This window comes from Streptomyces sp. NPDC017225, assembly GCF_044331465.1.
GTDB lineage: Bacteria > Actinomycetota > Actinomycetes > Streptomycetales > Streptomycetaceae > Streptomyces.
Window position 1 is genome coordinate 213426 of record NZ_JBIRNE010000001.1, and the last position, 19188, is coordinate 232613.

The 19188-nt window shown below is 72.6% G+C and carries 17 protein-coding genes and 1 pseudogene; 7 read left to right on the forward strand and 11 right to left on the reverse strand.

Annotation, left to right across the window (positions count from 1 at the left end):
- Positions 1–354: 354 nt before the first annotated feature.
- Positions 355–3378 (forward strand): alpha-mannosidase, encoded by a 3024-nt coding sequence (locus ACH4NX_RS00775; protein ID WP_398127259.1) that lies wholly within the window; start codon positions 355–357, stop codon positions 3376–3378.
- A gap of 51 nt (positions 3379–3429) precedes the next feature.
- On the opposite strand, the gene ACH4NX_RS00780 is transcribed toward ACH4NX_RS00775, so the two are convergent.
- Entirely contained in the window at positions 3430–4851 is a 1422-nt protein-coding gene (locus tag ACH4NX_RS00780; protein WP_351394599.1) for a lipase maturation factor family protein, read from the reverse strand.
- A 124-nt stretch (positions 4852–4975) separates the two neighbouring features.
- Between ACH4NX_RS00780 and ACH4NX_RS00785 the strand changes: the two genes are divergently transcribed.
- Positions 4976–7066 (forward strand): SpoIIE family protein phosphatase, encoded by a 2091-nt coding sequence (locus ACH4NX_RS00785; RefSeq protein ID WP_351394601.1) that lies wholly within the window; start codon positions 4976–4978, stop codon positions 7064–7066.
- A 59-nt stretch (positions 7067–7125) separates the two neighbouring features.
- A complete protein-coding gene (locus tag ACH4NX_RS00790) occupies positions 7126–7989 on the forward strand; it encodes a DNA-formamidopyrimidine glycosylase family protein (protein ID WP_351394604.1) in 864 nt (287 codons plus the stop codon).
- A 36-nt stretch (positions 7990–8025) separates the two neighbouring features.
- Here ACH4NX_RS00790 and ACH4NX_RS00795 read toward each other — a convergent pair whose 3' ends face one another.
- The 3 genes from ACH4NX_RS00795 to ACH4NX_RS00805 all read right to left on the reverse strand — a co-directional run bounded on the left by ACH4NX_RS00795 (position 8026) and on the right by ACH4NX_RS00805 (position 10079).
- Positions 8026–8676 (reverse strand): zf-HC2 domain-containing protein, encoded by a 651-nt coding sequence (locus tag ACH4NX_RS00795; RefSeq protein ID WP_398127260.1) that lies wholly within the window; start codon positions 8674–8676, stop codon positions 8026–8028.
- A gap of 191 nt (positions 8677–8867) precedes the next feature.
- A complete protein-coding gene (locus ACH4NX_RS00800; RefSeq protein ID WP_351394610.1) occupies positions 8868–9383 on the reverse strand; it encodes a hypothetical protein in 516 nt (171 codons plus the stop codon).
- Positions 9384–9524: 141 nt separating this feature from the next.
- Positions 9525–10079, reverse strand: a complete 555-nt coding sequence (locus tag ACH4NX_RS00805) for a sigma-70 family RNA polymerase sigma factor (protein WP_279562020.1) — start codon at positions 10077–10079, stop codon at positions 9525–9527.
- A gap of 254 nt (positions 10080–10333) precedes the next feature.
- Here ACH4NX_RS00805 and ACH4NX_RS00810 point away from each other — a divergent pair, with 254 nt between their 5' ends.
- Positions 10334–11488: a CapA family protein gene (locus tag ACH4NX_RS00810; protein WP_351394613.1), complete on the forward strand. Its 1155-nt coding sequence runs from the start codon at positions 10334–10336 to the stop codon at positions 11486–11488.
- A gap of 123 nt (positions 11489–11611) precedes the next feature.
- Here the strand turns inward: ACH4NX_RS00810 and ACH4NX_RS00815 are convergent, their stop codons facing one another.
- Positions 11612–12085, reverse strand: a complete 474-nt coding sequence (locus tag ACH4NX_RS00815; RefSeq protein ID WP_398127261.1) for a MarR family winged helix-turn-helix transcriptional regulator — start codon at positions 12083–12085, stop codon at positions 11612–11614.
- A 58-nt stretch (positions 12086–12143) separates the two neighbouring features.
- Here ACH4NX_RS00815 and ACH4NX_RS00820 point away from each other — a divergent pair, with 58 nt between their 5' ends.
- Positions 12144–12962, forward strand: coding sequence for an alpha/beta fold hydrolase (locus tag ACH4NX_RS00820; protein ID WP_398127262.1), 819 nt, complete (start codon positions 12144–12146; stop codon positions 12960–12962).
- Here ACH4NX_RS00820 and ACH4NX_RS00825 read toward each other — a convergent pair.
- Both ACH4NX_RS00825 and ACH4NX_RS00830 read right to left on the reverse strand, forming a co-directional pair.
- Positions 12896–14195, reverse strand: a pseudogene (locus ACH4NX_RS00825) (APC family permease). The gene ACH4NX_RS00820 and the pseudogene ACH4NX_RS00825 sit on opposite strands and share 67 nt — an antisense overlap.
- Before the next feature lie 101 nt (positions 14196–14296).
- Entirely contained in the window at positions 14297–14758 is a 462-nt protein-coding gene (locus ACH4NX_RS00830; RefSeq protein WP_351394622.1) for a universal stress protein, read from the reverse strand.
- Between the two features lie 110 nt (positions 14759–14868).
- On the opposite strand from ACH4NX_RS00830, the gene ACH4NX_RS00835 reads away from it, so the two are divergent.
- Positions 14869–15705, forward strand: coding sequence for a polysaccharide deacetylase family protein (locus ACH4NX_RS00835; RefSeq protein WP_351394625.1), 837 nt, complete (start codon positions 14869–14871; stop codon positions 15703–15705).
- A gap of 36 nt (positions 15706–15741) precedes the next feature.
- Here ACH4NX_RS00835 and ACH4NX_RS00840 read toward each other — a convergent pair whose 3' ends face one another.
- Positions 15742–16410, reverse strand: a complete 669-nt coding sequence (locus ACH4NX_RS00840; RefSeq protein ID WP_351394628.1) for a class F sortase — start codon at positions 16408–16410, stop codon at positions 15742–15744.
- Between the two features lie 342 nt (positions 16411–16752).
- On the opposite strand from ACH4NX_RS00840, the gene ACH4NX_RS00845 reads away from it, so the two are divergent.
- The gene (locus ACH4NX_RS00845) at positions 16753–17247 is read left to right on the forward strand and encodes a hypothetical protein (protein WP_351394631.1); all 495 of its coding nucleotides are present in this window, start codon (positions 16753–16755) and stop codon (positions 17245–17247) included.
- A gap of 173 nt (positions 17248–17420) precedes the next feature.
- Here the strand turns inward: ACH4NX_RS00845 and ACH4NX_RS00850 are convergent, their stop codons facing one another.
- From ACH4NX_RS00850 to ACH4NX_RS00860, 3 genes are all read right to left on the reverse strand, one after another.
- Positions 17421–17948 carry a hypothetical protein gene (locus tag ACH4NX_RS00850; protein ID WP_351394634.1) on the reverse strand — a complete coding sequence of 176 codons (528 nt, stop codon included), beginning with the start codon at positions 17946–17948 and terminating at the stop codon, positions 17421–17423.
- A 249-nt stretch (positions 17949–18197) separates the two neighbouring features.
- The gene (locus ACH4NX_RS00855) at positions 18198–18962 is read right to left on the reverse strand and encodes a DUF4239 domain-containing protein (protein ID WP_351394636.1); all 765 of its coding nucleotides are present in this window, start codon (positions 18960–18962) and stop codon (positions 18198–18200) included.
- A gap of 16 nt (positions 18963–18978) precedes the next feature.
- A complete protein-coding gene (locus tag ACH4NX_RS00860) occupies positions 18979–19110 on the reverse strand; it encodes a hypothetical protein (RefSeq protein ID WP_351394639.1) in 132 nt (43 codons plus the stop codon).
- Between the last annotated feature and the right edge of the window lie 78 nt (positions 19111–19188).

Below are 19188 nucleotides of genomic sequence, written 5' to 3' on the forward strand. Positions count from 1 at the left end.
GGGTGGCGGGGAACGGGATTACTGGCGAGTACGCAGGAAGCACTCTGCCCGTCCGGGCCCCTCCGCGTCGAGAGCCCGAACCGGCCGACCGGCTCCGGCGGAGGCGACTTCGGCCGGAGTGCGGAACGCGGAACGCGACCTGACATCCGACGCTGCCTTCGGCCCCGAGGCACCGAGGCCCCGAAACCTCGAGGCCCCGAACGCGGCGAGCGCGCCGCACGGTTCGAAGCGCGCACGGTGGGGGAGCTGTACAGCACGTCGGAACCGCCACCGTGACCCACCTCTGGCAACAGCCGCCCCGGTAGCCACCCGCACTTTCGCCGTCACCCGCCCCCTCGACCCCGGAGCACCCGCATGCATGACGACCGCGACCTGGTCGAAGCCCGCCTCAGGCGCGTCCTCGACGAGCGCGTCCGCCCCGCCGTGTACCCCGAGTCCCTGCCGCTGGACGTCGCGGTGTGGAACGCCCCCGGCGAGCCCGTGCCGGTCGCCGAGGGACTCGCGGCCGACCCCGAGCCCATCGAGGTGGGCGCCCGCTGGGGCGCTCCCTGGGGCACCAGCTGGTTCCGCGTCACCGGCACCGTGCCCGAGAAGTGGGCCGGGAGGACCGTGGAGGCGGTCCTCGACCTCGGCTTCGACGAGAACATGCCCGGCTTCCAGTGCGAGGGCCTGGTCTACCGCCCCGACGGCACTCCGGTGAAGGGGCTCAACCCCCGCAACCAGTGGGTGCGGATCGGTGCCCCCGCAGAGGGCGGCGAGGAGGTGCGCCTGCACGTCGAGGCCGCCTCCAACCCCGTCATCTTCGGCGCCCGCCCCTTCGTGCCCACGCCGCTCGGCGACAAGGACACCGCCGGCAGCGAACCGCTGTACACGCTCACCCGCATGGACCTCGCCGTCTTCGACGAGACGGTGTGGAACCTCGTCACCGACCTCGAGGTGCTCGGCGAGCTGATGGCCGAGCTGCCGGTGGACTCGCAGCGCCGCTGGGAGATCCTGCGCGCGGTGGACAAGGCGCTGGACGCGGTCGACCTCCAGGACGTGAACGGCACCGCGGGACAGGCCCGTACCCGCCTCGCCGGCGTCCTCTCCGCCCCCGCCGTCCCCTCGGCGCACCGGATCAGCGCCGTCGGTCACGCGCACATCGACTCGGCGTGGCTGTGGCCGCTGCGCGAGACCGTGCGCAAGGTGGCCCGTACGGCCTCCAACATGACCGCGCTCCTGGAGGACGAGCCGGACTTCGTCTTCGCCATGTCGCAGGCCCAGCAGTGGGCGTGGGTACGCGACCACCGGCCCGAGGTGTGGGCGCGGGTGAAGAAGGCCGTGGCGGACGGCCGGTTCGTGCCCACCGGCGGCATGTGGGTGGAGTCGGACACCAACATGCCCGGCTCGGAGGCGATGGCCCGGCAGTTCGTGCACGGCAAGCGGTTCTTCCTCGACGAGTTCGGTGTCGAGAACGACGAGGCGTGGCTCCCGGACACCTTCGGCTTCGCGGCCGGACTGCCGCAGATCATCAAGGCGGCCGGAGTCAAGTACCTGCTGACGCAGAAGATCTCCTGGTCGCAGACGAACAGGTTCCCGCACCACACCTTCCGCTGGGAGGGCATCGACGGCACCCGGATCTTCACCCACTTCCCACCCGTCGACACCTACAACTGCTCGATGAAGGGCAGCGAGATCGCGCACGCCGCCCGCAACTTCAAGGACAAGGGCGTCGCCCGGCACTCCCTCGCCCCGACCGGCTGGGGCGACGGCGGCGGCGGCACCACCCGCGAGATGATCGCCAAGGCGGCCCGCCTGCGCGACCTGGAGGGCTCGGCGACCGTCACCTGGGAGACCCCGGGGGCCTTCTTCGAGATGGCCGAGGCGGAGAACCCGCGGCCGCCCGTCTGGGTCGGCGAGCTCTACCTCGAACTCCACCGCGCCACCCTCACCAGCCAGGCCAGGACCAAGCAGGGCAACCGCCGCAGCGAACACCTGCTGCGCGAGGCCGAACTGTGGGCGGCCACGGCGGCCGTGCGTGCCGGGTTCCCCTACCCGTACGACGCCCTGGACCGCGTCTGGAAGACGGTGCTGCTGCACCAGTTCCACGACATCCTGCCCGGCTCCTCCATCGCCTGGGTGCACCGCGAGGCACGCGCGACCTACGACCGGGTCGCCGACGAGCTGAACGGGATCATCGACGCCGCGCAGCGCGCCCTGGCCGGCGAGGGTGACACCCCGCTGGTCTTCAACTCCGCCCCGCACGCGCGGGCGGGAGTCCCGGCGGGCGCCGCCGCCGCGCCCGTCGCCGAGGGCCGCACCGGCCTCACCGCCCGCCCCGGCGGCGGCCACGTCCTGGACAACGGACTGCTGCGCGTCGAGGTCGACGGCCGGGGGCTGGTCGTGTCGGCGTACGACATCGCCGCCGACCGTGAGACCATCGCGCCGGGCGGGGCCGGCAACCTGCTCCAGCTCCACCCCGACCTCCCGAACAAGTGGGACGCCTGGGACGTCGACGAGTTCTACCGCAACACGGTCACCGACCTCACCGGCGCCGACGAGGTCGCCCCCGGCGACGACGGCGCCTCGGTGCGGGTCGTCCGCACCTTCGGCTCCTCCCGCGTCACCCAGCTCCTGACGCTGGCGCCCAGGGAGCGCAGGCTGGACGTGGACACCGAGGTCGACTGGCACGAGACGGAGAAGTTCCTCAAGCTCGCCTTCCCGCTCGACGTGCACGCCGAGCGGTACGCGTCCGAGACCCAGTTCGGGCACTTCCACCGGCCCACGCACACCAACACCAGTTGGGAGGCGGCCAAGTTCGAGGCCTGCAACCACCGCTTCCTCCACCTGGAGGAGCCCGGCTGGGGTGTGGCCGTCGTCAACGACTCGACGTACGGCCACGACGTCACCCGCACGGTCCGTACCGACGGCGACGCCGGTACGACCACCACGGTCCGGGTGTCCCTGCTGCGCGCCCCGCGCTTCCCCGACCCCGGGACCGACCAGGGCGTGCACCGGTTCCGGCACGCGCTGGTGCCGGGTGCGGGCATCGGTGACGCCGTGCGCGAGGGCTGGCGGATCAACCTGCCCGAGCGGCGGGTCACGGGCACCGGGGAGGTCGCGCCGCTGGTGTCGTCCGACCGGGACGCGGTCGTCGTCACCGCCGTCAAGCTGGCCGACGACGGCAGCGGCGACGTCGTCGTCCGCTTCCACGAGGCCCACGGCGGCCGGGCGCGGGCCACCCTGACGGCCGGCTTCCGGGTCGCGGGCGTGGCGGTCACCGACCTGCTGGAGCGGCCGCTCGCCGAGGAGGAGACCGCGGTCGAGGCCGACGGCGACCGGATCGCCGTACGACTGCGCCCGTTCCAGCTGATGACCCTGCGGCTGAAGCGCGCGTAGCGCCCGCACGGGCCCGGTCCATCCGTGAACCGGGCCCGTCCGCCCGTGCGGCTACGACTGCTCCGGAACCCCCGCCAGCCGCGTCGGCGGCAGGTACTCCCGCACGTACGTCCGTTCCCAGCACGCGCCCGTCTCCCGCAGCTCGCGCCACGTCGTGTACCGGTAGCGGAACAGCCGGGCGCGGACGAAGCGCGGCGGCGCGTCGGGCGGGAACGGGGAGCGGCGCAGCAGTCTCAGCGTCGCCCGGTCGTTCTCCAGCAGCCGTTCCACGAGGGTGCCGAACCACGACCCGGCGTACGCGGGGGACAGCGCGGCGAACCACATCAGCCAGTCCAGCCGGAGGTGGTACGGCGCGAACTGGCGCGGCCAGCGCCGTGGATCCCCGGGCTTGCCCCTGAACTCGTACTCCCGCCAGTCCCCGTCCTCGCGGGCCACCTCGTCGGCGGTCCCCTCGATCACCACCTCGTGGCGGACCCGGCTGACGCTCCCGAAGGCGCCGTAGGTGTTGACCAGGTGGAGCGAGTCGAAGGAGCGGTTCATCACCTGGCCGCGGGAGATCATGTTGCGGACCGGCCGGTGGCTCAGGAACACCAGCAGCGCCGCCACCGCGAGGACCACCACCTCGTACCAGAGCGGCGCGGTGGCCACGGACGGCGGATCGGCCGGGAACCGGACCGCCGGCAGGGCCAGCACGATGGTGATCCAGTTCAGCCAGGAGAAGTTGCCCGACAGCACCAGCCACAGCTGGGTCACGATCATCAGCGCCGCGGCGGCCGTCGCGACGGGCTGCGGGGTGAAGAGCAGGAAGGGCACCACCAGCTGCGTGACGTGGTTCGCGGCCACCTCGACACGGTGCAGCGGGCGGGGGAGGTGGTGGAAGAACCAGCTCAGCGGGCCAGGCATCGGCTGGGTCTCGTGGTGGTGGTCCAGGCAGGTCAGCTTCCGCCAGCACTCGTCGCCCCGCATCTTGATCAGCCCCGCCCCGAACTCGACCCGGAACAGCAGCCAGCGCAGCAGGAACAGGACGACGACCGGCGGCGCCACCTCGTCGTTGCCGAGGAACACGGCGACGAAGCCGGTCTCCAGCAGCAGCGACTCCCAGCCGAACGAGTACCAGGTCTGCCCGACGTTGACGATCGACAGATACAGCACCCACGGCACCAGCCACAGCAGCATCGCGCCCCACAACGGCAGCAGCGAGTCCAGCCCCGCCACCAGTGCCGCCGACACCGCGCAGCCCGCCCACGCCACGACCGCGAAGAGGCGGTCCGAGTAGCGCAGCTGGAACAGGCTCGGCGCCCGCTTGAACGGCACCCGCTCGACGAACCGGGGCACGGGCGTCAGACCGCGTTCGCCCATCAGCGCACGGAACTGCAGGGCCGCCGTCAGGAACGCGACCAGGTACATGACGGCCAGGGCCCGCTGGAAGACCAGCCGGCTCAGCCAGTAGTCGGGTGCGGTGAACCACTCCACGGCCGCGCTCCTCTCGTACGATTACGCTCGGTGTACCCCGGTCGGCCGGAGGTTCCCCGGAGGCGGCGCCGGGGTGGCGGACCAGGAGTCGAAGAATCAGACAAATCCTGGCAAGGTGGGGCCCATGGCTGATCGGGGAGCGAGTGCCCCGCCACTCCCGGACGACTGGCCCGCCCACCCGGATCCCATCCTGGCGCTCAACCGCATGGGCAGCTTCGACTGGGACCTGGACACGGGACTGTTCCACATGGACGCCCAGGCCTACGAGGTGTTCGACCTGCGCCCCGAGGAGTACGACGGGCGCCCCGAGTCGCTCTCCTCGCGCGTTCCCGCGGCGGAGGGCAGCCGCCTGGACGCCCTGGTCGCCCAGGCCATGAAGGACGGCAGCGAGAACTACGGCACCTACTTCCGGCTGCGCACCCGCGCCGGCACCCTGCGCTGGACCCGTACCCAGGGCTACATCCGCCGCGACGAGACCGGCCGCCCCCGCCGGATCATCGGCATCGTCCGCGACGCGACCCAGGAGGTCGCCGACATCGAGGCCCGCCGCGAGCAGGCCGCGCAGGACGAGGCCCGCCGCAGGCTCACCAACGTCGTCCAGCTCGCCACGGCGGCACTCGCGCACGCCCGTACGGTGGACGACGTCATCGAGGTCCTGCGGGACACCCACGGCCTCACCCGGCTCGGTGCCACCAGCCTCGTGATGGGCCTGGTAGAGGCCGGCCGCATCCGGCTGGTCGCCGACGGCCCCGACGACGGCTTCGTCCCCGGCACCCGCGTCACCCGGATCGACGAGCCGTACCCGATGAGCGAGGCGGTGCGCACGCTCAGTCCCCGCTTCATCGAGTCGCCGGAGGACTTCGCGGAGCGCTATCCCCTGCTGTGGGAGAGCATCACCCACCTGAACATCACCGCGGCCGCCTACCTGCCGCTGATCGCCCAGGCCCGGCCGATCGGCGCGATCGGACTGCTCTACAGCGACCGGCACGGCTTCTCCGCGGAGGACCGCAACGTACTCGTCGCGCTCGGCAGCGGCATCGCGCAGAGCCTCCAGCGGGCCATGCTCTACGAACAGGAGATGGACCTCGCCGAGGGACTGCAGCAGGCCATGCTGCCGCGCACCATCCCCAGCGTGCCCGGCTGCGACGTCGCCGTCCGCTACCGCGCGGCGACCATCGGCGGCGCCCTCGGCCGGGACATCGGCGGCGACTGGTACGACGTGATCCCGCTGCCCGGCGGACGCGTCGGCGCGGTCATCGGCGACGTCCAGGGCCACGACACGCACGCCGCCGCCGTCATGGGCCAGCTCCGCATCGTGCTGCGCGCCTACGCCGCCGAGGGCCACCCCCCGGCCACCGTGATGGCACGGGCCTCCGTCTTCCTCCACGAACTCGACACCGACCGCTTCGCGACCTGCCTGTACGCGGAGGCGGACCTGGCCACCGGAGTGGTCCAGGTGGTCCGCGCCGGCCACATCGACCCACTGCTGCGGTACGGCGACGGCTCCTGCCGCCGGGTCCCCGTCGAGGGCGGGCTGCCGCTCGGCCTGTCCGCCGAGTTCGGGCGCCTCGCCTACCCGGTCGCCACCGTCGAGCTGGACCCGGGCAACACCCTGCTGCTGTGCACCGACGGTCTGGTCGAGCAGCCCGGCGCCGACCTCGACGAGGGAGTACAGGTCCTCACGGCGCTGGTCGCCTCCGGCCCGCGGGACGTACGGGACCTGGCCGACCGGCTCATCGACGTGGCCGACGAGCGCCGTGGCGACGACGACGTGGCCCTGCTCCTGCTGCGCCGCCACGGGACGGGCGCGCCCCGGACCTTCGGCCGGCTCCAGCAGCACGTCTCCCCGGGTGACCCCGAGGCCCTCACCGAAGCCCGGCACATGATCCGCGCGGCGGTCCGGTCCTGGGGTGCCAAGGACCAGAGCGACGAGATCGAACTGATCGCCGACGAACTGGTCACCAACGCCCTCATGCACACCGAGGGCTCCGCCATCGTCACCCTGCGGCTGCTCACCGGCACCGACCGCCGGCTGCGGGTCGAGGTCGAGGACACCTCCAGCGCCCTGCCGCGCCGCCGCGAGGCCGGCGACTCCGGTGTCTCCGGACGGGGGCTGCTCCTGGTCGAGGCGCTCGCCGACGTGTGGGGAGTGGAGGCGCGCGGCGGCGGCAAGTGCGTGTGGTCCGAGTTCGTGGTGTCCCACCCGGCGGGCTGAAGTCCGCCGGCCCGGCCGGTCCCGGTGGCACTGTCGGTCCCCGGTGGCACTCTGGACGTATGCCCGAACTGCCCGAGGTCGAGGCGCTCAGGGACTTCCTGACCGAGCACCTGGCCGGCCGCGAGATCGTCCGTGTGCTGCCCGTGGCGATCAGCGTCCTGAAGACGTACGACCCTCCGCTCACCGCCCTGGAGGGCCACCAGGTGGCCGCCGTGCACCGCCACGGAAAGTTCCTCGACGTGGAGACCGCGGGCGGCCCGCACCTGGTGACCCACCTGGCCCGCGCGGGCTGGCTGCACTGGAAGGACCCCCTCCCCGGCGGCCTCCCCCGCCCCGGCAAGGGCCCCCTGGCCCTGCGCGTCGCCCTGGAGACCGGCGCGGGCTTCGACCTGACGGAGGCGGGCACCCAGAAGCGGCTCGCCGTGTACGTCGTGGCCGACCCGCGGGAGGTGCCGGGCGTGGCCCGGCTCGGCCCCGACCCGCTCGCCGACGACTTCGACGAGGCGCGCTTCGCCGCCCTCCTCGACGGCGAGCGGCGGCAGCTCAAGGGCGCCCTGCGCGACCAGAGCCTCATCGCGGGCGTGGGGAACGCGTACAGCGACGAGATCCTGCACGCCGCGAGGATGTCCCCCTTCAAACTGGCCGCGTCGCTCACCGACGAGGAGACCGCCCGGCTGTACGCGGCCCTGCGCACGACGCTCACCGAGGCGGTCGAGCGTTCCCGGGGCATCGCGGCCGGCCGGCTGAAGGCCGAGAAGAAGAGCGGGCTGCGCGTGCACGGCCGCACCGGCGAGCCCTGCCCGGTGTGCGGCGACACCGTGCGGGAGGTCGCCTTCAGCGACTCCTCGCTCCAGTACTGTCCGACCTGCCAGACGGGCGGCAGACCGCTGGCGGACCGGAGGCTGTCCCGGCTGCTCAAGTGACGGCCGTCGGACCGCCCTCGCGCGGCGACCGAACGGTCATCCGGTCGGAAGGGATGCCAGACGCTCCCCCTGTGAGGTCCTCACCTCGTAACGGGCGATCTGCCCGGGACGCAGGGCGGCCCCGCCGTGCACGGTGCTGGGCCGGGCGTCGTGCCCGGAAACGTTCCAGCTGGTGACCGTCTGCTCCGTGCCGTCACGGCCGACCGCGATCAGCCGGCAGGAGCGCGGGCCCGCCCCGTCCTTGACCTTGAGTTCCACGCCGGTGCCCCAGGCCCGGCCCTCGGTTGTGACCTGCGCCCACACCCCGGAGCGTTCGTCGGTCGTGGTGACCCGTCCGGCCGTGTCCGCCTGGCTCGCGTGGATCACGGCGCCGGGACCGGCCACGGCGCACACGACCGCCGCGGACACGGCGTACAGCACCCGCCTGCGGCCGGCCCGGTGACGCGCCGCCACCTCGGACAGCAGCCGGTCGAGCAGCCGCGGACCGGGCCTGGTCAGGGGGTGGACGAAACGGGGCGTCGCCTGCCGGTACAGCATCAGCTGACGGGCGGCGGGGCCCAATTCGGTCACCCGCGCCGCGCACCGGGGGCATTCCATGAGGTGGTCCTCGAAGCGGAACGCTTCCGCCTCGTCCAGTACGCCGAGCGCGTAGGCGCCGACGTCACGATGCCTCTCCAGGGACCTCATGCCGAATCCTCGTGCCGTTGGGTGCGGGTGGGGTTACTCCTTGCTCCCACCCGTACGCACCGGACAGCCGAATCACTCAAGCCACGGACGGAATCGCGACCGAGGCGTTCGGAGCGGCCGGGCCCGTGGATTGGTCCGTCCTCGAAGAAGTTCGTGAACCGGCCGGTTCCCGGGGAAACCGGCCGGGACGGCTAGAAGAGGTGGATGGCGAGATGGCCGAGCGGCAGCCCCAGCTGCCAGGCCGGCGTCCACACCTTCGGCCCCTCGTCCTCCCCGGTCACCGGTGTCCCGCCGGGCACCGCCTTCAGGTCCGGGGCGAGCAGCTCGGTCTCCTCGAGCCAGCGCCAGGCCGCCCGGGCCAGCTCCAGGTCCGGCGAGTGCCGGCCGGCGGCCACCGCGTCGGCCGTGGCCTCGGCCAGGCGCTCCCGGACCCACTCGTGCCACGGCTGGTCGTAGGCGGTGAGTGACAGCCAGGTCTCCATCCGGGTGATGACCCGGATGCCGCTGAGCTCGTCCTCGGTGTCGGACAGGAAGACGGTCAGCGCCAGGGCGTCGCGCCCGGCGCGGAACTCGAAGGACGTCGGCGGCATCAGGTCGCCGGTCCGCAACAGCTCGTCGGCGATGTACTCGGCGTACAACCACGCCATGGGGACGGTCAGTTCGCCCCCTCCGGCGCCGTCCGTGCTCTCTTGACCTCTGTGCAGCATCCCTTCCTGCCTTCCTCCGGTGCGTGCGCGTCGCCCGACCCGGGTCATGGGCCCCCGTCCGGAACACGGATGAGGACAGCCGATTACCCAACCGGGGTCCAGGGCAAGGCGCTTTACGGAGGCTTGACCATACGGTCGGTTTCACCGCAGGTCGGCGGCGTATCCCGGTAGCACCCTGCGCAGGGCGCGCAGCGCGTAGTACGCGCGGGACTTCACGGTACCGGGCGGGATGCCCAGGGCTGCCGCGGCTTCCGCCACACTCGCCCCCTGGAAGTACACCAGCACCAGGACTTCACGGTGCTCCGGAGTGAGTGTCTTCACAGCCTTGCGCACATCCAGGGCCGCGGCGGCCCGTTCGGCGTGATCGGCACAGACCCGCGCGTTCTCCAGCACGGCGTCGCCGACCTCGGCGGGCCGTGCCTGCCGGGCCCGGCGCGCGTCGATCGCGAGGCGCCGGGCCACGGTGAGCAGCCAGGGCCGCACCGAGTCGAAGTCGTCGGCGCGCAGGGCCTCGGGGTGCTGCCAGGCGCGGACCAGGGTCTCCTGCACGAGGTCCTCGGCGCGTTGCCGGTCGCCGTCGCTGAGCCGCAGCAGCAGCGCGAAGAGCGGCCGGCCGTGCTCGCGCTGCAGTGCGGCGAGCTCGTGCTCGGCGGTCGTCCCGTTCGTCCTGTCCATGAGGGTGATTCCGGCCGTCATGGCCGTATGGCACCGCAGGGCGCCGCCCGGGGACAGGGCGCACGCACGGGTGTGCGACGGACGGTCGATCGCGTCGACGAACGGTTCGACGAACGGTCGGCGCGCCCCGTTCGAACAGCCGGCGCGCCCCGTACGCGCACGCCGGACGGGCTAATGGGCGTGTCGGAGCCGCCCGTGACGAGAGGGACCTTCTTATCTATTTATAAGTAAATGTGACTTTCCATTGGTGTGTGCGACCCCAGCGGAGTGGACGGATGATCACACGCAGTCGGCAGGTGGCCCTGGTCCTGACCGCCCTTCTCACCGCGGGCGCCGCCTGCCAGGCCCGCGACCCCGAACCGCCGAGACGCCCGGCCCCGGCCCCGTCCGCCGCGGACACCGGCGTCTTCACCCTGGTCGCGTCCGGCGACGTACTGCCGCACGACTCGATCATCGAACGGGCCCGCTTCGACGCGGGCGGCACCGGCTACGACTTCCGCCCCATGCTGGCCGGCGCACGCCCCGTCGTCTCGCCCGCCGATCTCGCCCTGTGCCACATGGAGACCGTGTACGGCGCGCACGGCGACTACAGCGGCTACCCCCTCTTCAAGTCCCCGCCCGAGGTGGCCAAGGCGCTGGCCGCCACCGGATACGACGGCTGCTCCACCGCCTCCAACCACAGCGTCGACGACGGCGCCGACGGCATCCGCCGCACCCTGGACGCCCTCGATCGCGCCGGCGTACGGCACGCCGGGACGGCGCGCACCGAGGGCGAGGCGCGCACCGCGACGGTCCTGCGCGCGGGCCGGGCCGAGGTCGCCCACCTCGCCTACACCCTCCACACCAACGGCCACCCGGTTCCCGAGGACCAGCCCTGGGCGGTCGGCATGATCGACGAGGAGCGGATCGTCGCGGACTCCCGGGCCGCCCGGGAGTCCGGCGCGGACATCGTCGTCGTGTCCCTGCACTGGGGTACCGAATGGCAGGACGAGCCCGACCGGGACCAGCTCGACCTGGCCAGGAGCCTGACCGCCGCACGGACCGGTGACCGCCCCGACATCGACCTGATCCTCGGCACCCACGCCCATGTCCCGCAGGCCTACGAGAAGGTCAACGGCACCTGGGTGATCTACGGGATGGGTGACCAGATCGCGGGCGAGATGATCAACGGCGAGGGATCCCGCGACCCGCGCGGCAACCAGTCGACCATCGGCCGCTTCACCTTCGCACCGCCCGCCGGACCCGGTGAACGCTGGCGGGTGACCAAGGCCGAGTTCGTCCCGCAGCTGTTCGACGTCGACGCCGGACGGGTGGTGAACCTGAACCGCGCGCTGGAGGAGGGGGCCGACGTACGGGCCGTGCGCGACCGCATCCGCGCCGTCGTGCTCAGCCGGGGCGCGGCCGAGGACGGGCTGGTGATGGGGGAGTAGGCCGGGCGACGCACACACCGGCCGGGCGGCGTGAGCGCGGGCCGGGTCACGTCCACACGGCCGGATGGTGCCCGCGCAGGCCAGATCGCGCCCGTGTGGGGACGGGCGGCGTCCGCGCGGGTGTCAGGCGTCGTCCACGTGGTCGAGGGCCGTCAGCATGGCCCCCAGCACCCGCAGGCACGTGGCGACGTCGGTGTCCGTGAGGCCTCCGCCGACCTCGCGCAACAGCAGGTGCTCCCGGTCCAGGACGCCGCTGATCGCCGCCCGGCCCCCGTCCGTGAGCCGGATCAGCGACGACCGCCGGTGCGCCGGGTTCGGGAGGCTCTCCACCAGGTTCCGGTCGGCGGCGTCGTTCACCATCCGCTGCACGAACTGACGGCTGATCGACTGCGCCCGGCCCATCTGCGGCACGGTCATCGGCCCGTTGCGGTGCAGCAGCGTCAGTACGGCACGGACGCCGACGGACAGGCCGTCGGTGGTCAGGCCCTGCTCGACGCTGCGCTGCGCGCGCCGGTAGAGGGGGCCGACCAGGTCGTACACCTCGGTGAGACGCCGGGCGAGGGCGTCCGGGGCAAGTGGTGCGTCGATGTCCTTCATCTCGCCATCATGACACCCTGGTTGCCAAATCCCGACCGACTATGACACCTTGGTTGTCATGAATACCGCTTCGGATCTGCGCTTCTTCCACTCCGCCGACGGCGACCTCGCCTACCGCGACACCGGTGCCGGGGACCTGGTCGTCCTTTTGCACTCCGGATTCGCCGACCACCGGGTCTGCGACGCCCAGATCCCGGCCCTCGCCGCCGCCGGGTACCGCGTGATCGCCCCCGACGTCCGCGGCCACGGTGCCTCGGCCAACGCGAGCCGCCCGTTCCGGTGGGCCGACGACCTCGCCGCCCTGCTGCGCCACCTCGACGCCGGCCCCGCGGTGCTCGTCGGTGTGTCGATGGGCGGCGCCATCGCCACCGACACGGTGCTGGAGTACCCGGAGCTGGTTCGCGCCGTGGTGGCCTGCGGGGCCGCCACCAGCGAGTTCCAGCACACCGACCCGTGGGTGCGGCAGGTGCAGGACGAGCAGGCCGCCGCGCTGGGCGCGGGCGACGTCGAAGGCTGGCTCGCGGCGTTCCTGCGCTTCGTGGCCGGGGAGTCCCGCACCCTCGACGACATCGACCCGGACATCCCGCGCCGGCTGCGGGAGATGGCCTTCGGCACCCTCTCCAAGCACACGCCGGACGAGGAGAACCACCACGTGACCCTCACCGACACCTGGGCCCGGGTCCCGAAGATCGACGTTCCGGTCCTCACCGTCAACGGCGACCTCGACGCGCCCGATCTGATCGCCGAGGCGGAACGGCTCGCCCGTACGGTCCCGGACGGCCGTTCCGTCACCGTCGAGGGCACCGCGCACTACCCGAACATGGAGCGGCCCGAGGTCTTCGGCGAGATCGTCGCCGACTTCCTCCGCGGCCTCTGACGGCGCGCCAGCTCCGACTTCCGGTAGGAGTACGCGAAGCAGATCACCAGGCCGACCGCGAACCACACGGCGAACCGCGCCCAGGTCCGCCACTGCAGGAACGTGATCAGCCAGAGCGAGAAGGCGATCCCCACCGCCGGCACGACCGGCATGAACGGCGTACGGAAGGTGCGCGGCAGATCCGGCTGCCGGTGGCGCAGCACGATCACCGCCGCGCACACCACCACGAACGCCAGCAGGATGCCGATGTTGGTCAGCTCGGCCGCCTCGCCGATCGGCAGGAACCCGGCGATCGCGGCCGACGCGGCCCCGACGATCCAGGTGACCCGCATCGGCACGTGCCGTGTCGGGTGGGTCCCGGCGAACCACTTGGGCAGCAGCCCGTCCCGGCTCATGCTGAACCACACCCGGGTGACGCCCAGCACGAACGTGAACATCACCGTGAGGATGCCGATGGTGGCGCCGACCGCGATGACGTCGGCCAGAGAACTCAGCCCCACCGACTTGAACGCCGTCGAGAAGCCGCTCTCCGGGGCGATGGCCCTGTAGTCCTGCATGCAGGTGAGCACCAGACAGGCCGCCACGTACAGCACCATCGAGATCATCAGCGAGTAGATGATCGCCTTCGGCATGTGCCGCTGGGCGTTCTTGGACTCCTCGGCCGCCGTCGACATGGCGTCGTAGCCGAAGACCGCGAAGAACACCGTCGCCGCGCCGGTGAACGCCCCGCCGACCCGGTACGGGAAGAACGGGTCGTAGTTCGAGGTGTCGATGTGGAAGACGCCGACCCCGATCACCAGCAGCACCACCAGCACCTTCAGCACGACCACGACCATCTCGAAGCGGGCCGCGTTTCCGATGCCGAGGGTCAGCAGGTACGCGATCAGCAGGCACAGCACCGCGGCGAAGAGGTCGACCCGGTGGCCGTCGCCGGTGCCGGGCGCGCCCAGCATCCAGTTCGGCAGGTCGGCGCCCGTCTCACCGACCGGGAAGCTGAAGCAGGACGCCCGCGATGAGGAACGAGACGGGGACCGCCGGCCCCGCCGTGCCGCCCGCGGCCGTGCCGGCCAGGGTGAAGATGCCGGCCCCGATGATGCCGCCCACGCCGATCGCGGTGAGCTGCCACAACCCGAGGGACCGCACCGGACCGGTGCCCTCACCGCCCTCGGTGTCCTCGATGTGCTCGATCGGTTTGCGGCGCAGAACGCCCTCGCCCGTACGGAACCCGGCCACACGCCTCACCTCTTCGTGAACGGCGAACGGCAGACGGTGGATCATGACGACTCACGCCCGCCCGCGACGGAAGCCACGACGCACACGCCACCCGAAGGGCGCTACGGCACCACTGTCACGGGCCAGCGTCCCGCCTTCACCAGCCGCACCGCGACGGAACCGACGATCCGGTGGCCGGCCTGCTCGGAGGCGCCCACGATCACGGCGTCCGCCTTCAACTGGTCGGCCGCCCTCACCAGCCCGTTGTAGGGGTCGCCGCGGAAGGTGTGGAACTCCCAGCGCACGTCGAACACCCCCCTGCTCCGCTCGGTGGCCTCCCGGATCTGGGCCACCAGGTCCTCGGCGATCTCGTCCGTCGTCCCCGCCACCGGCGCCCCGAGCGCCGCCCCCGCCGCCAGCACCGGCTGCACGTACACCACGGCGAGCAGCGCGCGCTGCCGCCGGGCCAGGCCGCCGGCGTAGGCGGCCGCCCGGAGCGAGGAGTCGGAGCCGTCGACCCCGGCGACGATGACCTTCGGCCCGTCCGTGCCCCGTTCGAAGCGCTGGGAGTGCTGTTCCGTCACGCGGCGAGGCTATCCGAGTGGCTCGTGATCTTGGGCCGGGCGGGTGGTTTCGTGCCGCCGCACCGGTGTTGCTCAGGTGCGGCGGACCGCGGCCGGGCGACTGATGAGTCATGAAGAAGGATCAGTTGCTCACCCGTCGCCGGGTACTGCTCGCCGGCGCCGCGGCCGTGGGAGCGGCCGGCACCGCCGGCGCGCTCGTGGTGGGCCGGGGAGACGGAGCGGCCCGGCCGGTCGCCCCCGCCCCGGGAGCCCCGGCCCGCCGCCCGCTCAAGCCCTCCGCCTACCGCCTCCAGCCCCTGACCGGATACGGCGCGCCCCGTGCCGCACCCCTGCGGACCCCGGTACGCAGCGAGCCGATCCTGCGCATGCCGGCCCGCGGCCGCACCATGATGCTCACCTTCGACGACGGACCCGACCCCCGCTACACCCCGGACATCCTGGACACGCTGGCGCGCTACGACGTGCGCGCGACGTTCTTCGTGTGCGGCGAGATGGCGGACTACAACAGGGACCTGCTCTCCCGGATGGCCGACGAGGGACATGTCGTCGGCAACCACACCTGGTCCCACCCGCTGCTGACCCGCCTGGGCCGGCGCCGCATCCGTGCCGAGATGGAACGGACCAGCGAGGTCGTCGAGCAGGCCTACGGCGAGCCGCCCCGGTGGTTCCGGGCCCCGTACGGAGCCTGGAACCGCGCCGCCTTCCAGCTCGGCGCCGAACTCGGCATGGAACCGCTCGCCTGGACCGTGGACACCCTCGACTGGACCACCCCCGGCACCGGCGCCATCGTCGACCGGGTCGAGGACGGCGCCGCCCCCGGCGTCGTGGTGCTCTCGCACGACGCCGGGGGCGACCGCTCGCAGAGCGTCCGCGCCCTGCGCTCCTATCTGCCCGGACTCCTGGACTCCGGCTACCACCTCACCGTCCCCCGGCGGCGCTACGTCTGACGCCCGCCAGGCCCGCCCGCCCGGCCGGGGCCACGCTCAGCGGATCCCGGTCATGCGGGCGAAGGCGACGACGTTCCCCTCGTATCCGTTCTGCTTGGAGAAACCGCCGCCGCAGGTGATGACCCGCAGTTCGGGGCCGCCCTTGGACGCGTAGACCCGCTCGCCGGGGAAATCGTCCTTCTCGAACACTTCGATGCCGTAGATCTCGAAAACCGCCGTCTTTCCGTCCTGGCGGTGCACTTCGACCTTGTTTCCCTTTTTCAGGGCCCCGAGCCCGTAGAAGACGGCGGGGCCCTGTTTGTTGTCGACGTGGCCGACGACGACCGCGGTGCCCTTTTCACCGGGGGAGACCGCGCCGGTGAACCAGCCGGCCAGATTCGGGTCCTCGGGGGGCGGGGCGTCGACCCAGCCCTCCGCGTCGAGACCGACCGGCATGACCGGCGCGTCGACCTGGATGGCGGGGACGGAGACCCGGTCGGGTACCGCGTACGCCAGCGGCGCGAGGCCCGTGGCGGTGGCGCCGTCGCCACCGGCGGCGCGGGTGTCCGAGGCGGCCGCCGACGCCGGCTGCGGCGGGCCCACCTCGAACTCCCCCGAACCGTTGCGGATGAGCGCGAGCCCGGTCAGCAGAACAAGCGCTATGACGCCCCAGGGAGCGCGCTTCCTGGACCGCTCCTCCTCTTCGGCCAACTCGGACGCATACATTCGCCATCCCCTCTCGACCCGGCCGTCGCCGCGTCTTCCGCGCATACGAGCACGCTATGCGCCACCCGGCCGACCGGCGACGGGGCGGCGGCGAACGGGTGGCGCGGACGCCTTCCCGTGAGCCATCCGGGATTTCCCCGGCGGGAAACTTCTGACGGTCCGTGACCTGCGGCGATATCCACTCGCGCGGTTCCGGCCCGGTACGCCTCTCACCAGGACGGACCATTCCCGGACCATCCCCGAAATGCGGCCCCGTGCGGGGCAACTGAGGGTCTTTCTGGGAGACGCTTTCTCGCCGATCGACCGGGGACGGGACCCGGGGCGTCTCCCGCGGAGGAACACATGCGCAACACTCGTGCCCTCGCGGCAGCCGGCGCCGCGGTCGCTGTCCTCGGGCTGGCCGCCCCCGCGGCCACCGCCGGCGGCGACCACAACCAGCCGTCCAACATCGTCGCCCTGCCCAGCGTGATCGCCCGCGGCGGCCAGATGACCGTCACGGTCGACGGGTGCCCCCAGGGCGGCACCATGACCTCGGACGCGTTCCGGACGACCCACCTGACCCCGGTCAAGGGTGCCAACGAGACGTCCAAGGGCACCGCCACCATCAAGGAGGACGCCCGGCCCGGCTCGTACGACATCACCGTCAACTGCTCGGGCAGGCGACTGACGCGTCCGGCCGCCTTCACCGTGATCGGTGGCGTCCGCGGCGGCATCGGCGGGAGCAGTTCCAGCGGGGCGACCCCGGCCGACATCGCGATCGGCGGCGGGCTCGTCGTCGCTGCCGTCGCCGGTGGCGGCCTGTTCTGGCTGCGCCGCCGGGCCGAGCGGCGGATCTGACCCGTTCCCGTCCGACACCGTACGGGCTCCGCCTTCGGGGGGCGGGCCCGTCCGGCCCTCTTCCCGTCACGCGCCGGTGTCGCACGGCCGGATCGCGCGGCACACACCGGCAGGGCTTCGCCCCGGACCCGTCGCGGATCCGGGGCGAAGCCCTGCCGGTGCGGGGCCGGAGTTCAGGCGGCGTCCTCGCCGGAACGGCGGCGCGAGAGGTGGTACGCCGCCCCGACCGAGCCCGCGATGAGCGCGAGGCCGAGCCCGATCTCCTTCACGTCGAATCCGGCGACGCTGCCGCCCTCGCCCGCGTGCACGCCCTTGTCGGGGTGGTGGGGTTCGGGACTCGGACGGTGGGAGCCACCGCCCGCGATGGTCAGCTTCACGGTCCCGGTCCTCCCGTCGCAGGCGAACCTCACCCGATGGACCGACCCGCGGGTGGCATCCCGGTGGACGCGGGCCGTCGCCGACGACTTGTGCCGCGGGATGGTGACCGTGTCGAACACCGGCGACGACACCGTGACGCGTCCCTGGCAGCCGTCGGAGCCGCGGCCCACCCCCAGGGTGACCTCGCCGCCCGGCGCGACGGTGGCGGGGTGGACGAGGAAGCCGAACGTCGAGCCGGAGCCGGTGGCCGCCCCGGCCGGTACGCAGGCGGAGAGGGCGGCGACGCCCAGCAGTGCGACCGAGGCGACGGGTATCGCGCGCATGGTGAATCCTCCGGGTCCCCGAGGAGCGGCGACGGACCTGTTCCGCTCGCGCCAGAAACGCACCTCGATGCCCGAAACGCTAGGAAGCCGCGCACGCCGGCGCGATCGCAGTAGCGCGAATGGGGCAAGTCCGTGGGCCGCTCAGGCGACGGTGACGGTGTGTCGCACGCCCCGGGCGCGCCCCCGGCGGGTCGTCGGTGCGGGGACCGCCCCGGCCCGGGGGCCCGCCGGGGGACGCGCGCGGGTGCCTCAGCCCTCCGCTCCCGGGAAGAGACTCAGGAACGGATCCGTCGACGCCGCCACGCCGCGACTGAACGGTGCGTCGAAGTCCCAGATCAGGAAGAGCAGGAAGGCGATCAGCGCCGAGAACAGTCCGGCCAGGACCATTTCGCGTGTCGTGCGCCTGATCTGCAGGGCGAAGATCATTCCCACGGTGATGACGCCCCCCGCGAGGAGCCCGAACCACACCACGCCCGGCATGGTCGCCCCGGTCGACTCCGACCGGGCGATGCGGGCCTGGTCCGCCGCGGTCACCTGGTCGACGAGCGGCTGGTAGGCCTGGGCCTCGAAGTCCGACCTCGGCTCGTAGTCGGTGACGTCCGCGCGGACGCGGTCGAGGAGCTCGGTGCCGCGTTCGGTCACCTCGCCGCGGTCGGCCATGACCTTCCACTCGGTGGTGACGACGTGTCCGACATAGGCGTTGACATCCTCCCGGATGCGCTCACGGACGTCGGTCGGGTAGACCCGGACGCGTTCCGAGATCTCGTGCAGCGCGACCGCCTCCGCCTGGACGTGGTCCTGCGCGGCGCTGCGCGCCTCCCAGACACCGGCGATGGCCAGGCCCAGGACGATGGCGTACACCACGCCGATCCACATCGTCATGTACTCGATGACGTCCGGGGTCTCGGTGATGTCCTCGTCGTCGGACGCCCTGCGGTGCCGTACGAGGGTGATGATGACGACCACGACGCAGGCGGCCAGCATCGCGAGGGTGAGAACAAGCCATTCCGGCACGGGGGGCTCCAGGAGATCAGCGCGCACGGAGCGCGGCGACGGCGACCACCGCGGGCACCGTGATGAGCAGGACGAAGACGAGCGGCGACGTGGCCCCGCGCGAGGGCCGCTGCTGTTGCCGGGCGGCGCGGTAACGCGGGTAGTTCACCGGGCTGAGTGACGGGCGGGGCGTGGGCGTGGCCGACGGGGCGGGCGCGGGAGCCGCGGGACGGACCGGCACCGGGGT

Coding starts and splice junctions, on each gene's coding strand:
- ACH4NX_RS00775 (WP_398127259.1), top strand. CDS start 355: ATGCATGACGACCGCGACCTGGTCGAAGCCCGCCTCAGGCGCGTCCTC.
- ACH4NX_RS00785 (WP_351394601.1), top strand. CDS start 4,976: ATGGCTGATCGGGGAGCGAGTGCCCCGCCACTCCCGGACGACTGGCCC.
- ACH4NX_RS00790 (WP_351394604.1), top strand. CDS start 7,126: ATGCCCGAACTGCCCGAGGTCGAGGCGCTCAGGGACTTCCTGACCGAG.
- ACH4NX_RS00795 (WP_398127260.1), bottom strand. CDS start 8,676: ATGAGGTCCCTGGAGAGGCATCGTGACGTCGGCGCCTACGCGCTCGGC.
- ACH4NX_RS00800 (WP_351394610.1), bottom strand. CDS start 9,383: ATGCTGCACAGAGGTCAAGAGAGCACGGACGGCGCCGGAGGGGGCGAA.
- ACH4NX_RS00805 (WP_279562020.1), bottom strand. CDS start 10,079: ATGACGGCCGGAATCACCCTCATGGACAGGACGAACGGGACGACCGCC.
- ACH4NX_RS00810 (WP_351394613.1), top strand. CDS start 10,334: ATGATCACACGCAGTCGGCAGGTGGCCCTGGTCCTGACCGCCCTTCTC.
- ACH4NX_RS00815 (WP_398127261.1), bottom strand. CDS start 12,085: ATGAAGGACATCGACGCACCACTTGCCCCGGACGCCCTCGCCCGGCGT.
- ACH4NX_RS00820 (WP_398127262.1), top strand. CDS start 12,144: ATGAATACCGCTTCGGATCTGCGCTTCTTCCACTCCGCCGACGGCGAC.
- ACH4NX_RS00835 (WP_351394625.1), top strand. CDS start 14,869: ATGAAGAAGGATCAGTTGCTCACCCGTCGCCGGGTACTGCTCGCCGGC.
- ACH4NX_RS00840 (WP_351394628.1), bottom strand. CDS start 16,410: ATGTATGCGTCCGAGTTGGCCGAAGAGGAGGAGCGGTCCAGGAAGCGC.
- ACH4NX_RS00845 (WP_351394631.1), top strand. CDS start 16,753: ATGCGCAACACTCGTGCCCTCGCGGCAGCCGGCGCCGCGGTCGCTGTC.
- ACH4NX_RS00850 (WP_351394634.1), bottom strand. CDS start 17,948: ATGCGCGCGATACCCGTCGCCTCGGTCGCACTGCTGGGCGTCGCCGCC.